We start from the raw sequence: 13,574 nt of genomic DNA, 5'->3' as shown, positions 1-13,574 counted from the left end.
AACCTCCGGACCCAGTCTACTCTCGTATGAAGGAGTTCCCGCAACTCGGCTTCGGGACGTACAAACTCGAAGACCGCGACGAGTGTATCGACGCCGTCACCACTGCGCTGGACGTCGGCTACCGCCACGTCGACACGGCCCAGATGTACGACAACGAGGAGTACGTCGGCGAAGCACTCGCTGAATCCGACGTCGACGTCGACGACGTGTTCGTGGCGACGAAACTCAAGCCTGCAAATCTCGGCTACGACGACGCGATAGAGACGGCCCACGAATCGGCCGAGAAACTCGGCGTCGAGACTATCGACCTGCTGTACGTCCACTGGCCGCTCAACACCTACGACGAAGACGAGACACTGACTGCTCTGGACGAACTCGTCGAAGCGGGCCTCGTCGCCAACGTCGGCCTGAGTAACTTCCGCCCCGACCAACTCGAATCGGCTATCGAGAACCTCGACGCGCCGGTGTTCGCCCATCAGGTCGAGATGCACCCGCTTCTCCAGCAGACCGAACTTCGCGAACTCGCAACCGAGTACGACCACCATCTCGTCGCCTACTCACCCATCGCTCGAAACGAAGTCGCAGAGAACGACACCATCGTCGAAATCGCCGAGAACCACGGCGTCTCCCCCGCACAGGTGTCGCTCGCGTGGGTGATGGCGAAGGGTGCGACTCCGATTCCGAAGGCTGCCTCCCCCGACCACATCCGCGACAACTTCGATGCACTCGACCTCGACCTCGACGAAGCCGAATTCACCGCCATCGACGCGCTCGACAGAGACCACCGAATCGTCGACTTCGAGAGTGCACCGTGGAACCGGGTCTGACCTCGTCTGGGATATCAGGGCTGATGGCGGGTTATCGACGATTGGGGCTTGATTTATCAAGTTTTGACGGGTTTTGTTCGTAGCATCAAGCACGAAAATATCCTGATTTACATTCTCTAATTCTACGTCTAGAGCGCTTCTAACTCTCGTTTTCGAGGTACTAGCTAGTCAAGTGCAAACACGCCGCAATCTGGGTAAACATATATGTCGAATAATCCCGTTTGTTCGAGTATGTCGTCGGTGGTGGTGGTGTGCCCACACTGTGGACAACAAGTGGAATCGAGATACGAAGGTGACGCCGACTTCGACGGTGTTCGCCAACGACTAAAGAGTGAATATCGTATCGCGCGGGAGACCTGCCCGGTCTGCTCGAACGCGTACGACTTGCGCCGCGCGTGATGTCCCACGGATAGGCCGAAGGTCTCGGTGGTGGCCGAGGGGTCGACCTATCCCGTGTTTTTCATCCCTGCGGCGATTCCTTTGACGGTGAGCCGAAGGGTTCGTTCTTCTTCGTCGGTTCGGTGCGTCTGCGAGAGGAGATGCGTCTGTAGCAGGTTCAGCGGGTCGACGTAGGGGTTCCGCCGTTGGAGACTCTCTTCGAGCCACTCGCGTTTCAGGAGACTGCTCCGACCGCTGATGTCGAGCATCATGGAGGCCGCCGACTCGTACTCTGCTTCGAGTCGTGGGAAGAACTCGTCTCGGAGGTTGTCCTCGGCGAGGTTCGCGTACTCGGCGGCGATTTCGAGGTCGGTGCGGGCGAGCGACATCGCGGCGTTGTCGAGCACACTGCGGAAGAACGGCCACTCGTCGTACATCTCGCGGACGGTTTCGAGGTCGCCACCGTCGTCGAGGTAGGCGTTGACACCTTCCGCCAGCGAGTACCAGCCAGGGAGGATACACCGCGATTGCGTCCACGAGAACACCCACGGGATGGCGCGGAGGTCCTCGACGGTTCGCTCGTCGCTCCGAGACGCGGGGCGCGACCCGAGGTTGAGTTCCTCGATGACGGTGATCGGCGTGGCCTGTTCGAAGTAGGAGACGAAGCCCTCAGATTCGAGGAGGTCACGGTACTCTTGACGGGCGGCGGCGGCCATCGTATCCATCGCTTCGACCCACCGCTCGGGGACGTGTTCTTCTGGTTCCCGAATCGCGTTCAACCGGGCGCGAATCTGGGCGTTGAGCATCTGTTCGAGGTTTCGCTCGGCGATTCGCGGGTTGGCGTACTTCTCCGCGATTGCTTCGCCTTGTTCGGTGAACTTGATTTGGCCGGTGATGGTCTCGTTCGGAAGCGCCAACATCGCTTCGTTCATCGGGCCGCCCCCACGGGAGATAGACCCGCCACGCCCGTGGAACAACCGCATCGTCACGTCGAAATCGTCGCAGATGTCTGCGAGCCGACGCTGGTTCTTGTAGAGGTCCCAGTTGGCCGCGAGGAATCCGTTTTCTTTGTTCGAGTCGGAGTAGCCCAGCATAATCTCCTGGACGTTGTTCCGAGCGACGAGCGCCTGTTCGTAGGCCTCGTTTTCGAACAGCGTGCCCATGATACGGCGTGCGCCGTTCAGCGCCGACTCGGTCTCTAACAGCGGGACGACGTCGATACCGCAGTGGTCCGGCAGCGAGACGACGCCCGCCTGGTCGGCCAAGAAGAGCACTTCGAGGACGTGAGACGGTTCTTCCGTCATCGAGATGCAGTAGGTGTCGATAGCGGCGACGCCGTACTCGCGCTGCCACTCGCCGAGTTTGCGGAACCGACGGAGGACGCGCTGGGCAGTCTCCGAGATGTCACCGGGCTCTTCGAGGTCGATGACGGGTTCGTTCTGGAGAATCGCCTCGGTGAGCACTTCGACACGTTCGGCCTCCGACCGACCGTAGTAGTCGATTCCTTCGTGGTCGAGCGCCTCGTGGACCGCTTCGGTGTGGTTCTCGCGGTGGTCACGGAGGTCCAGACTGGCGAGCGTAAAGCCGAACGTGTCGACCTGTCGCATCAACGGCTCGACGTACACGTCGGCGACCTGTTGGGCACCGACGGTGCGGAGACTGCCGTCGATGACTTCGAGGTCGGCCATGAGTTCGCTCGCGTTGCTGTAGCCGTTAGGTCGAACGTCCTCGATGCGGCGGAGGCGCTCGCGCATCAGTTTCAGTTTCTGCCGGTACGGTTCGTCGGGGTACCGTTCGTCCGCTTCTTCCGCAACGACAGGGAGGAGTTCGCGGTCGGCTTTCAACGACCGTTCGAGTTCGTGACCGGGGTCGATTCGCGTCGCGTCCTGACTCAGCACACCCGAGAGTCGCTTGAGTGAATCTCTGTACTTGTCGAGGGCGACGCTCCGTTGTCGAGCGAGCGTCTCTTCTGTGACTTCTGGCGTGACGAACGGGTTGCCGTCGCGGTCGGACCCGGCCCACGACCGGAACTCGAACAGTTTCGGCACGTCGAGATTCGGATACTCCTTGTGGAACTCCTCTTCGAGTTCTTCGTACACTTCTCCGACGACGTCGAAGAGGATGTTTTCGAGGTACCACTGGACGTTTCGTGCCTCGTCTGTCGGTTCGGGACGACGGTTCCGAACCTGCGAGGTCTGCCAAAGACTCGTCACTTCTGCGACGACGTGGCGCCACTCCTGGTCGCTCTCGAGGTCGGTGAGGCGGCGTTCGTCGAGCGTCTCTAATCGGTTCGCTATCGACCGAAGTTTCGCCTTGACGGTCTTGCGACGTGCCTCTGTCGGGTGTGCCGTGAACGTCGGTTCGATGAGGACGTCTTCGAGGACGCGCCCGAGGAGTTCCTCGTCGACTTCTTCGTCGTGGAGTTCGTCGAGCGTGTCGAGAATGCCGTCTTCGAGTGTTCCTTCCTGCGACGCTTCTCGAATCACTCGGACTCGTTCTCGCTCTTCTGCGAGGTTGATGAGTTCGAAGTAGGTCGTGAACGCACGCGCGACGACGCTCTCACGTTCCGGGTCGAGGTCACCCACCACGTCGTACAGTGTCTCGCGGGACCCAGACTCGCCCTTGCGATAGGCGATGGCCGCCTGCCGAAGTTCTTCGACAGTTTCGAACGACGCCGTGGAGGTCTGTGCCTCCAGTACGTCCCCGAGCAACGCCCCAAGCTCGCGGACGTCCTGCCGGACGTCTCTGGTATGCAGTCTCATACTACACAGATACGAGTACACATTGTAAAAGGCCACGAGTATGGTCGAAAAATTGCCCGAAGCTACGTTGTAAACGAACGTTTGTAAACGACTGGTGAATTTCTCTGCGGCGACGTCGGACCGCGATTTCGCCACCCCACAGTACTGAGGTGTGGATTTCGTGGGACGAACTAACACGGTGGATTCGTCACGCTTTTACTGGACGGGTCGAACTTCAGGGTATGAGCGATAGCGACAAGTACCCCGCCGATTCGGGTCGTCGTCGGTTCGTCAAGGGCGTCGTCGGGGGCGCGGCGCTCGCTGGCGTGGGAACGACTGGCGCGGCCGCAATCAACAGTGCAACGGTCTCACCGGGTGCCGGTGGCGGTCCGACGCAAGCGTACGCAATCGAGAACACTGCCGGACCCGCTCCGCGCGGCATGCCGGTGATTCCCATCGAAATCGACAGCGAGGGATACATCAAGGGTCTCTGGCCAGAGGTGCAGACGATTACCCAGGGAGGTGTCGAAGCCCAGGTCGCACAGACTGACGACTTCAAAGGGACAGGCGTCACTTACTCGCAAGCCTGGTTCCAGTACTGCGGTGTGCAGGCCTACGAGGGCATGGCACCGGACTTCGAGTCTGACAACTACTTCCGCGCCGACAGCGGTGGATACGACTGGCAGCGAGATGCCTACAGCGTCGGTGACCGACTGAACATCGAGGACTTCGGGGACTACGAGACCTGGGGCAACGGTATCGGACGGTCCGGTCTCGGCAAGCCCGCAACCGGCACGTGGCGCTCGGAGGACACCGAAGACACGATGCCGATTCAGGTGCTCCGCTCGACGCGTATCGAGGAGGCCGCACAGGAAAACGACTTCCTCGCCGCCGCGACCGACCAGGGCGTCATCGCGTGGCTCAACAAGTGTACGCACTTCTGCTGTGTCCCCGGATACAAGCAGGCCGCCGACGCCGCGAAGTTCAACGCAGAAGACGGTGTCTACTGTCAGTGCCACCAGTCCGTCTACGACCCGTTCTCTATCGTCCAGACGCTCTTTACGGCACTTCCGCGCCCCGAAGAGTAAACTCGGACCGAAACTTCTCGGCCTCGCTTTCGGCCGACGTGTAAACAGTACTATAGTAGCTTCGCGGTCTATGGGGTGATATGCCAGACGCCCCCTCCGTTCCCGTCTCCACAGACCGGTTCGACGCGCTCGCTCGACTGGTCACCCCACAGGCGGACCGACAGCAGCTCTCTGTTCGTGCTCCCTACGACGACAGCGTCGTCGGGACAGTCCCGCTGTGTTCACCTGACGACGTACAGGCCGCAGTCACCGACGCACGCACCGCGGGTGACGAGTGGGCCGCGTGGCCCGTCGAAGACCGTGTCGCCGTCTTCCATCGCTTCCACGACGCCCTCCTCGACCGACGCGAGTCGCTACTCGACGTGATTCAAAGCGAGACGGGGAAGGCCCGCGCAGACGCCCTCGAAGAAATCCTCGACGCCGCCGCGACGGCCAGATACTACACGACCATCGCCGAGCGAGAGCTCACCTCAACGCACCGCGCGGGCGCGATTCCACTGATGACGAAGACCGTCGAACATCATCACCCCGTCGGCGTCGTCGGCATCATCTCACCGTGGAACTACCCGCTGTCGCTGTCCGTCTCGGAGGCGATTCCAGCCCTGCTCGCGGGGAACGCCGTCGTCCTCAAACCGGACGAAGGGACGCCATTTACGGCGCTCTGGGCGCTCGAACTCCTCAGAGAGTGTGGTCTCCCGGACGACGTCTTTCAGGTCGTCACCGGCGAGGGGCCGCGTCTCGGCGAACCGCTCATCGAACAAGTAGCGTACGTGAGTTTCACCGGAAGCACCGAAGTCGGCCGCATCGTCGCCGAAACCGCCGGTCGCCACCTCACCGACTGCTCGCTCGAACTCGGTGGGAAGAACCCGCTTTTGGTCCTCGACGACGCCGACGTCGAGAAGGCCGCCCGCGGTGCCGTTCGCGGGTGTTTCGCCAACGCCGGGCAACTGTGTATCTCCATCGAGCGAATCTACGTCCACGAGACCGTCGCCGACGAGTTCCGCGACGCACTGATTCGAGAGACGCGTGGACTCACCCTCGATGCGGGGTACGATTACGGCCACGACGTCGGGTCACTTCTCGACCGCGAGTTGCTGGAGAAAGTCACCACCCACGTCGAAGACGCCGTCGAGAAAGGAGCGACGGTTCTCACTGGCGGTCGGGCGCGACCGGACCTCGGGCCGTACTTCTACGAACCGACGGTTCTGACCGACGTGACACCCGAGATGACGCTCGCCGACGAGGAGACGTTCGGCCCCGTCGTCTCGCTGTACGAAGTCGAGAGCGTCTCCGAAGCCATCGACCGCGCCAACGACTCGGCCTACGGATTGAACGCCAGCGTCTGGACAGCACGCCCACAGCGTGGCGAACAGGTCGCAGCACGGTTGGACGCTGGCACCGTCAACGTCAACGAAGCGTACGCTGCGGCGTGGGCCTCTATCGACGCCCCGATGGGTGGGATGAAAGACTCGGGAGTCGGCCGCCGCCACGGTCGGCACGGACTCCTGAAGTACACCGAGTCACAGACGGTCGCCACCCAGCGACTGGGCCTTCTCTCGCCGCCGAAGCGCGGAAAACAGGTGTGGGCGACGGGTGCGACACTCGGACTCCGCGCCTGGAAACGTCTGGCCGAGGTCCTTCCATGAGCGTCTTCCTCACCGGCTTTCCCGGATTTCTCGGGAGCGCACTCGTCGAACGTCTCACCGACCGAACCGACGAAATCGTCTGTCTCGTCCAACCACGCTACCGCGACGCGGCCGAGAGACGCGCGTTCGACCTTCTGGGCCCACACTGGAACGAGACGGTAACGCTCGTCGAAGGCGACATCACCGACTCGACACTCGGTCTCTCTGCGACGACACGTTCCGACCTCGAATCACGTGTCGAATCGGTGTTCCACCTCGCTGCAGTCTACGACCTCGCGGTCTCGCCCGAACTCGGGCAGGCGGTCAACGTCGACGGCACACGACACGTTCTAGAGTTCGCCGAAGCGGCCGACGTCGAACGACTCCACTACGTCAGCACCTGCTACGTCAGCGGCCGATACGACGGCGTCTTCACCGAATCAGACCTCGACGTCGGCCAGTCGTTCAACAATCACTACGAGGAGACGAAGTTTCGCGCCGAGGTGCTCGTCCGCGACCGAATGGAGTCGGGCGACGTTCCAGCGACCGTCTACCGACCGGCCATCGTCGTCGGTGACAGTCGAACCGGCGAGACACAGAAGTACGACGGTCCGTACTACCTGATTCGGTGGCTTCTCCGCCAACCCCGCGTCGCACTCGTCCCGCGACTCGGAGACCCTGACGCCGCGGAGTTGAACGTCGTGCCGCGAGATTACGTCGTCGACGCCATCGACCATCTCTCGAGTCTCGACCGCTCGGAGAACGTCACCTACCAGTTGTGCGACCCGAACCCGCCGACGATTCGGGAGTTCACCGGCGCGCTCCTCGACGCGACAGACCGCGTCGGTGTTCCAACACCGACACCCGTCGGTCTCGCGCAGTCGGCCCTCGAACGGTGGGAGGCGCTCAGGTTGGCCGTGGATATCGAACCGGAGACCCTGCCGTACTTCACCCACCCGACCCGGTACGTCGGTGGAAACGCACGGAGCCACCTCGCTGGCACCGGTATCGAACCGCCAGCGTTCGAGTCCTACGTCTCGGAGTTAGTCGCCTTCGTTCGGGAAAATCCGGACGTCCGGTCGGACGCGATGGCCTGAAACCCATACTCGCCGGCAGTTCGCTCCACTCGCCGGCAGTTCGCTCCACTCGCCGGCAGTTCGCTCCTCGTCGCCTGTTTTCGCCTCACCCACCGCTGACGGGTGGGAAGAGCGCGAGTTCGTCGCCTCGCTGTGCGTCGTCGTCCAGCGCGGCAGTCTCACCGTTTCGCAGGACGTTGATGTGTTCGTACAACTCGCCGTCGTCGGCGTACACCCGCGATTCGAGCGACGGGTGCGACCCGACGAGTGCGTCGAGCGCGTCACCGACGGTGGCGTCACCCGCTACGTCCACGCTGATGGTGCGCGCGCCCGCAACCTCTGCGAGGTCAGCGAACAGTTTCCACTCCATACTATCGCCTCGTCGCTCGGTAGTCATTAGGATTGCGCCCCCGATCGTGTCGTCGTCGCGTCCGATTCGGAGTGGGTGTTCGTCCTATCGTCGCCTCCACTCCCGGTCTCGGAATCGTCGTCTTCGCCGTCAGACTGGCTGGTTTCGTCTGTCGTTGCCTGCCGTTCGACCTTTCGGAGTATCTCCGGTCTGCCGACCACGTAGAGCGTGTCTCCGGCACGAAGTTCGGTGCGACGAGCAGGAATCGCATCGACCGACCCACTCGACGGTCGAATCGCGACGACAGTCGTCTCCACGTCGGAGACGAGTCTCCCATCGAGTTCCGCGCCCGGACGAATCGTCGTAACTGCCATCGTCTCGTCGGCGTTCCGCAGGAGTGAGGCGAACTCGCGGTCGACCCGTGGGTCCGCCGGGAGCGTGACGATGCGATACGTTTCGGCACCGGTCAGTCGCTCGGCGTCTTCTTCGTCGAGTGCGACAGTGGCGACGTCGTCTGCGACGCCGCGGAGCTCCCCGAACGCGATTCGTGTCGGATTCGACTCACGGGGTCCGGCCTCGGTATTCGGACTCACTTCGCCGTTTCCGCTCTGTGCTGACTCTGCCCCGCCAGACTCGTCTGCGTTGGCTGTCTCGTCGGCAGTGGGGACTGCCCACACCTGCACTGGGTCGCCGGCGGCCGCACCCGGTCCGGGGTCGCCGTGAATCGCGAGAGCGACGGTCCCAGGTGAGAGCGTGGGGCCGATACCGGCGGCCCGACTCCCGAGAGCGAGATACGACACGTCACCGTCTTCGAACTCGACGTCGACGTGGCCGACGCCGTGGTCGTCTTTGACACGTTCGGCGAGTCGCTCACGGAGTTCGGTCTCGGTGAGTCGCCGTGGAAACAGGAGTCGATTCCCGCTCAACTGTGATTTGATACTCTCAGAGACCGGGTCGTAGCCTTCGATGTCGCCGATATCGTCGGGAAGAGTCACCGTCTGGACGCGACCGACGGTGCGAACGAGACGGCTGACGTCGGCGTCGAGTTCCGTCGCGCCGGCGACGGCGAACACGTCGGTCGCGAGTCGGTCACCAGCGATTCGACCGACCGGAGAGACGAGTGCCGCACCCGCCAGCGCCGACGTATTGAACAGTACTCGTTCGAGTTGGAACACCTCGGTGTCGGTTCCAGTGACGAAGTCGCCGAACAGGCCGACGGTGTTCAGATACAGGGCGACGACCGACGCCCCAAAGAGGACGGCGAGTGCTCGCGGGATGACCTCCCGAGTGTACCACCGATACGTGAGCGCGGCGACGCCCGACGCGAGGAACGCACCCACGATGAGTCCGATGACACGGAGGACGTTTCTGACGAGTGGGTCGCTCGACGATGGGACCGACACCTGTCCGACTGCGGCCGCGACGAGGTCGACGACTGCGAGGCCGGCCATCATGCAATCTCCTCCTCGAACGCGTCGAGGTCGGTTCGTGACCCGACTGCGTACACCGTATCACCGGCCGAGACGGCCTGGTCGCCGCGCGGTGCAATCGTCCACGTCCCACCGTGTCGGACGGCGAGGATGGCGACGCCGTATCTGTCGCGGACGCTCGCCTCTCTGAGTGTCACACCATCGAGTGGGCCGTCTTCACCCACCGAAACCCTCGTGAACCGTTTTCCTGCCCGTCGGAGCAGTGAGACGAGTTCGAACTCACGGCGGACACCGCGAGATTTGACGACGAACTGCTTCGAGTCGCTTCCGAGCAACGACTCCACGTCGGGTCTGTCGACTGCGACCGTAACGCGGCCCTCCCCGCCGATTGCAGTCGGTGCACGGGGTGCCGCTTTCGGTGCGTCGTCGTCATCTTCGTCGTCTTTGTCGGCCGCCTCTGCGACCGAATCGACGCCCACGACGTTCCCGGAGACGGTCCCCTCGTCTGTCGTGACGACGACGTCGTCACCCGTCGCGAGACCCGTCGGAACGAGTGCTTCGAGCGAGACGGCACGCTTTCCGGCAGGCAGGCGCTTCGAGAGGCCGCCGAGGGGAGCGGCCGCAGCGACGGTGGCACGGGCCTGTTCGTCTATCTCGACTTCCACCGCGACGAGGTCGAACTCGGTCTGGAGGCGGTCTGCGAACCGCGATTCGAGTTCCACGAGCGGGATGTCCGCCGGGAACGTCCACTCTCCGTCGCGGATGCCGTTTCGAACCTCGACGGGGACCGGTGGGTAGCCCTCGATATCGTCGACCTCTCGCGTGACGGTGACGCGAACTTGTCCGCGCCCACCCACGAGTTCGACGACGTCGGTCGAGAGCGTCCGCTCGGTGAGTTTCCGGAGCGACATCTTGCGAGGAATCTCGTTGGCGAACGCGTCTCCACGATTGTGCGCGTAGAGCGCGCCCATCAACACGACCAACAGCGCGACGGTCAACCGAACCTGGTTGTCCGATTGAGTAATCGTCGGGTCGGTGAGGGCCATGAGGCCGCCACTCGCCCCGGCGATAGCGACGCTGAAGACGACGACTGCGAGGCCGGGGATGGTGACCCCTGTCACGTATCGGAATCCGAACCCGAAGAGCCACGCGACGGCGGCAGGGACGAGTCCCGTGAGGATGCCGAAGTACAACCCGTAGACAACTTCGACAGGGAGTGAAGCCATAGCCCAATTCACTCACTGACGAGATAAATGCGTGCCGGCGCTCGTGAGACAGTCACACGTGACCGTGGTGTGGGTCACAGATGCGCTCTGTTCCTTCGTCGTATTCGGCCGATTTCCAACCCTTTTTTCGTGTGCCACGCAGACATGCTGGCGACATGGTGTCGGTACGCGACTGGGTCGGTGCTCGGACGACAGTAACGACGGTGTTCATCGTCGCCATCCTCTCGGCAGCGACTGGTATCATCAACATCAGTTCGCCCGTGACCGGCGGGGTGCTCGCATCGGTCGTTCCCGATGTGATTCGCATCACGGCGGGATTCACCGGCACACTCACCGGGTTCCTGCTCCTCGTCAGCGTCTACGGCCTTCGACGCCGCCTCCGCTCGGCGTGGTATTCGTCGGTCATCCTCCTGCCAGTCTCCGCCGCACAGGGACTCATCCAGTCGCCAGAACGCGCGTTGCCACTCATCGGCTTTTCCGTCATCAGTTTCGTCCTCCTCGCGCTCAACTACCGCGCGTTCGACCGCGACCTCGACCTCAACCTCACACAACTGTCGGCACTCTTGGCCATCGCTGGCGCACAGACCTACGCCACAGCAGGAGCATACGCCCTTCGCGAGCAGTTCAACGGTATCGACACGCTGTTCGACGCGTTCTACTTCGCGCTCGTCACCGGCAGTACGGTCGGGTACGGAGACATCTACCCGCAGACGGCGGTGGCGAGACTGTTCGGGATGACGGCCCTACTCCTCACTGTCGCGACGTTCGCAGTGGCGCTCGGTGTCCTTCTCACGCCCGCCATCGAAGCACGACTCACCAAAGCACTTGGACGCATGACCGAATCACAACTCGAAATCCTCGACAACCACGTCCTCGTCCTCGGACACGGGGAACTGACCGAACCGATTCTCGAAGAACTCGAAGACCGCGCCGACGTACTCATCGTCACGCCGAACGCAGAGCGAGCACAGCGTCTCTCTGACAGAGGCTACGACGTGTTCACCGCCGACCCGAGCGACGAAGAGTCGCTCAGACGCGCCCGCGTCGAAGTCGCTCGCTCGGCTATCGTCGCGACCAACAACGACGCCGAAGACGCACTCGCCATCCTCACTGCTCGGCAACTCAACCCCGACATCCACATCGTCGCGGCGGCGACACAGCGAGAAAACGAACCGAAACTCCGGCGCGCCGGTGCGAACACGGTCATCAGTCCGGCCGCACTCGGTGGTCACTTCCTCGCAGAGTCTGCCATCGGTGGCGGCGGACTCGAGACGGTCGAAGAACGACTCCTCGAAGAGCAACCCGACGAGATGGTATCGGACGCCGACACCGATGCCAGCACTCCCGGTGACTCTACCGGAACCGCCGACGACGGCGGCGAGTAGTTCTCGTCGAGTAGTTCCCGGTGAGTAGTTCTCTGCGATTAGTTCCCGCGGTCGAAGACGGCGACGTCGCAGTCGATCTCTCTGATGCGTTCGAACGTCGGCGGCGCGATGAACCGAGACGCGCTAGACCGCTCTCCACTCGACCCGAGAACCACGAGGTCGTACGACTCGGCGTTCGAGGTGATAAACTTCGTCACGTCGGTCCGAGCAACCCGCGTCTCGATGTTGCCATCGACCGTCTCGACGAGGTTCGCGAGTTTCGACTCCGCCCGCCGACGCTCGACTTCTGCGGAGATACAGGTCGTGACGCTCACGCTCCCCGTCTTTCCGGCTAACCGAGTTCCGAAGTCTATCATCCCGTGGGCAGTGTCACCCGGCCGAGCGACGAGCACGAGGATACGGTCCCAGCGATACGACGCTCCGACCGACCGAAACGCGACGGTGTCGTACTTGCCGCCGAACAGGTCTCGGACGTAATCCGACAACAGTCCTCGGTCTTCTTCGTACGGCGTCACCACGAGGTCCGAGTTCGTGTTCTCGGCCGCTTCGACAGTCGCCGAGAGTGGGTCGCCGCGAGCGACGACGACTTCGACGGGGACTCCCAGACGCGTCCGGATGTGGTGTGCACTTCGTTCGAGTCGTTCGACCGCGGCGTCGGTAACGTCAGTTACGTCTTCCTCTGTGGACCCTCCCGCTGTGGCCTCGTCGGGCGAGAGCACGTCTAAGAGCACGACTTTCCCTGCTTCGTGCGCGGCGGCGAGTTTGGCAGCGAAGAAGGCGGTCCGTTCTGCCGTCTCGCCTCGCATCGGGACGAGGACGTGGTCGTCGCCCGTGACAGTGCCGTAGAGATACTCGGCACGGCGTTCGTAGAACTCGTCGCGCCATATCGCGAAGACGATGGCGATGACGACGCTCGCGAAAAAGATACTCACCACGTACTCTTCTGGATTCACCTCTCCAGTGACGAGCGTCAACAGCGCCGTCGAGAACGCCGAGGGCGCTTCGATGTCGAGTGCCCACGTCGCGGCACCGGCGAGAAAGATTGCCAGTGCAGCAGACGACGGGTGGACGATTGCAGTTCCCGTCGGCCCGTAGAACCACGTGGTGAATCCGTAGGCGACGAGGCCACAGAGTGCGCCCACGGTGAGTGCGAGGACGAACTTCACCGGCGACGCATACTGACCTTCCGGGTCGGAAAACAGCGTGTACGACCCAGAGGCGAGTGGCGGGAACAGAAGGAACGAGAGCGTGCTCACCGCGTTCGAGACGAACGTCACACCCGCGATGAGAAGCGGGATGACGAGTAAGACGGTGAGGTGCAGCAGGTTGTTCGTGTTCTCTATCCACCGACCGAACGCGACCGCTTCGCGCCGCTCCATCCGCCGAATCCGTGTGCGGAGGTCGCTGACGCGTGCGACGACGCGGGCCGGTAACTGTCGGATGTCCACT

The 13,574-nt window shown here is 62.7% G+C and carries 10 protein-coding genes; 5 read left to right on the top strand and 5 right to left on the bottom strand.

Annotated elements, in window-relative coordinates; genetic code table 11:
- Positions 1 to 26: 26 nt before the first annotated feature.
- Positions 27 to 827 carry an aldo/keto reductase gene (locus tag GJR99_RS14445; RefSeq protein WP_151113354.1) on the top strand — a complete coding sequence of 267 codons (801 nt, stop codon included), beginning with the start codon at positions 27 to 29 and terminating at the stop codon, positions 825 to 827.
- Between the two features lie 446 nt (positions 828 to 1,273).
- Here GJR99_RS14445 and ppc read toward each other — a convergent pair whose 3' ends face one another.
- Positions 1,274 to 3,967, bottom strand: coding sequence for a phosphoenolpyruvate carboxylase (gene ppc, locus GJR99_RS14440; protein ID WP_151113352.1), 2,694 nt, complete (start codon positions 3,965 to 3,967; stop codon positions 1,274 to 1,276).
- Between the two features lie 221 nt (positions 3,968 to 4,188).
- On the opposite strand from ppc, the gene GJR99_RS14435 reads away from it, so the two are divergent.
- The 3 genes from GJR99_RS14435 to GJR99_RS14425 all read left to right on the top strand — a co-directional run bounded on the left by GJR99_RS14435 (position 4,189) and on the right by GJR99_RS14425 (position 7,756).
- Positions 4,189 to 5,034 (top strand): Rieske (2Fe-2S) protein, encoded by an 846-nt coding sequence (locus GJR99_RS14435; RefSeq protein ID WP_151113350.1) that lies wholly within the window; start codon positions 4,189 to 4,191, stop codon positions 5,032 to 5,034.
- Positions 5,035 to 5,114: 80 nt separating this feature from the next.
- Positions 5,115 to 6,680, top strand: coding sequence for a succinic semialdehyde dehydrogenase (locus tag GJR99_RS14430; protein ID WP_151113348.1), 1,566 nt, complete (start codon positions 5,115 to 5,117; stop codon positions 6,678 to 6,680).
- Complete coding sequence (locus tag GJR99_RS14425; protein WP_151113346.1) at positions 6,677 to 7,756, top strand: SDR family oxidoreductase; 1,080 nt, start codon at positions 6,677 to 6,679, stop codon at positions 7,754 to 7,756. Before GJR99_RS14430 ends, GJR99_RS14425 begins: the two co-directional genes overlap by 4 nt.
- Before the next feature lie 85 nt (positions 7,757 to 7,841).
- Here GJR99_RS14425 and GJR99_RS14420 read toward each other — a convergent pair whose 3' ends face one another.
- From GJR99_RS14420 to GJR99_RS14410, 3 genes are read right to left on the bottom strand one after another with little or no spacing between them, the layout of a single operon-like run.
- Positions 7,842 to 8,105 (bottom strand): ubiquitin-like small modifier protein 1, encoded by a 264-nt coding sequence (locus GJR99_RS14420; RefSeq protein ID WP_151113344.1) that lies wholly within the window; start codon positions 8,103 to 8,105, stop codon positions 7,842 to 7,844.
- A gap of 26 nt (positions 8,106 to 8,131) precedes the next feature.
- Positions 8,132 to 9,538 carry a potassium/proton antiporter family protein gene (locus GJR99_RS14415; RefSeq protein WP_225317644.1) on the bottom strand — a complete coding sequence of 469 codons (1,407 nt, stop codon included), beginning with the start codon at positions 9,536 to 9,538 and terminating at the stop codon, positions 8,132 to 8,134.
- Complete coding sequence (locus GJR99_RS14410) at positions 9,535 to 10,740, bottom strand: potassium channel family protein (RefSeq protein ID WP_151113342.1); 1,206 nt, start codon at positions 10,738 to 10,740, stop codon at positions 9,535 to 9,537. The genes GJR99_RS14415 and GJR99_RS14410 overlap by 4 nt, the downstream gene beginning before the upstream one ends.
- Positions 10,741 to 10,895: 155 nt before the next feature.
- Here GJR99_RS14410 and GJR99_RS14405 point away from each other — a divergent pair, with 155 nt between their 5' ends.
- Positions 10,896 to 12,125 (top strand): NAD-binding protein, encoded by a 1,230-nt coding sequence (locus GJR99_RS14405; protein ID WP_151113340.1) that lies wholly within the window; start codon positions 10,896 to 10,898, stop codon positions 12,123 to 12,125.
- A 38-nt stretch (positions 12,126 to 12,163) separates the two neighbouring features.
- On the opposite strand, the gene GJR99_RS14400 is transcribed toward GJR99_RS14405, so the two are convergent.
- On the bottom strand, positions 12,164 to 13,573 hold the full coding sequence (locus tag GJR99_RS14400; protein ID WP_151113338.1) for a universal stress protein: 1,410 nt from the start codon (positions 13,571 to 13,573) through the stop codon (positions 12,164 to 12,166).
- Position 13,574: the final 1 nt, after the last annotated feature.

The organism is Haloferax marinum (genome assembly GCF_009674625.1).
GTDB classification, from domain to species: Archaea; Halobacteriota; Halobacteria; order Halobacteriales; family Haloferacaceae; genus Haloferax; species Haloferax marinum.
This window is presented reverse-complemented; position numbering and strand designations above follow the sequence as displayed.

What these genes read in the sequence shown, in the direction of transcription:
- GJR99_RS14445 (WP_151113354.1), top strand. Translation starts at nt 27, where the DNA reads ATGAAGGAGTTCCCGCAACTCGGCTTCGGGACGTACAAACTCGAAGAC.
- ppc (WP_151113352.1), bottom strand. Translation starts at nt 3,967, where the DNA reads ATGAGACTGCATACCAGAGACGTCCGGCAGGACGTCCGCGAGCTTGGG.
- GJR99_RS14435 (WP_151113350.1), top strand. Translation starts at nt 4,189, where the DNA reads ATGAGCGATAGCGACAAGTACCCCGCCGATTCGGGTCGTCGTCGGTTC.
- GJR99_RS14430 (WP_151113348.1), top strand. Translation starts at nt 5,115, where the DNA reads ATGCCAGACGCCCCCTCCGTTCCCGTCTCCACAGACCGGTTCGACGCG.
- GJR99_RS14425 (WP_151113346.1), top strand. Translation starts at nt 6,677, where the DNA reads ATGAGCGTCTTCCTCACCGGCTTTCCCGGATTTCTCGGGAGCGCACTC.
- GJR99_RS14420 (WP_151113344.1), bottom strand. Translation starts at nt 8,105, where the DNA reads ATGGAGTGGAAACTGTTCGCTGACCTCGCAGAGGTTGCGGGCGCGCGC.
- GJR99_RS14415 (WP_225317644.1), bottom strand. Translation starts at nt 9,538, where the DNA reads ATGATGGCCGGCCTCGCAGTCGTCGACCTCGTCGCGGCCGCAGTCGGA.
- GJR99_RS14410 (WP_151113342.1), bottom strand. Translation starts at nt 10,740, where the DNA reads ATGGCTTCACTCCCTGTCGAAGTTGTCTACGGGTTGTACTTCGGCATC.
- GJR99_RS14405 (WP_151113340.1), top strand. Translation starts at nt 10,896, where the DNA reads ATGGTGTCGGTACGCGACTGGGTCGGTGCTCGGACGACAGTAACGACG.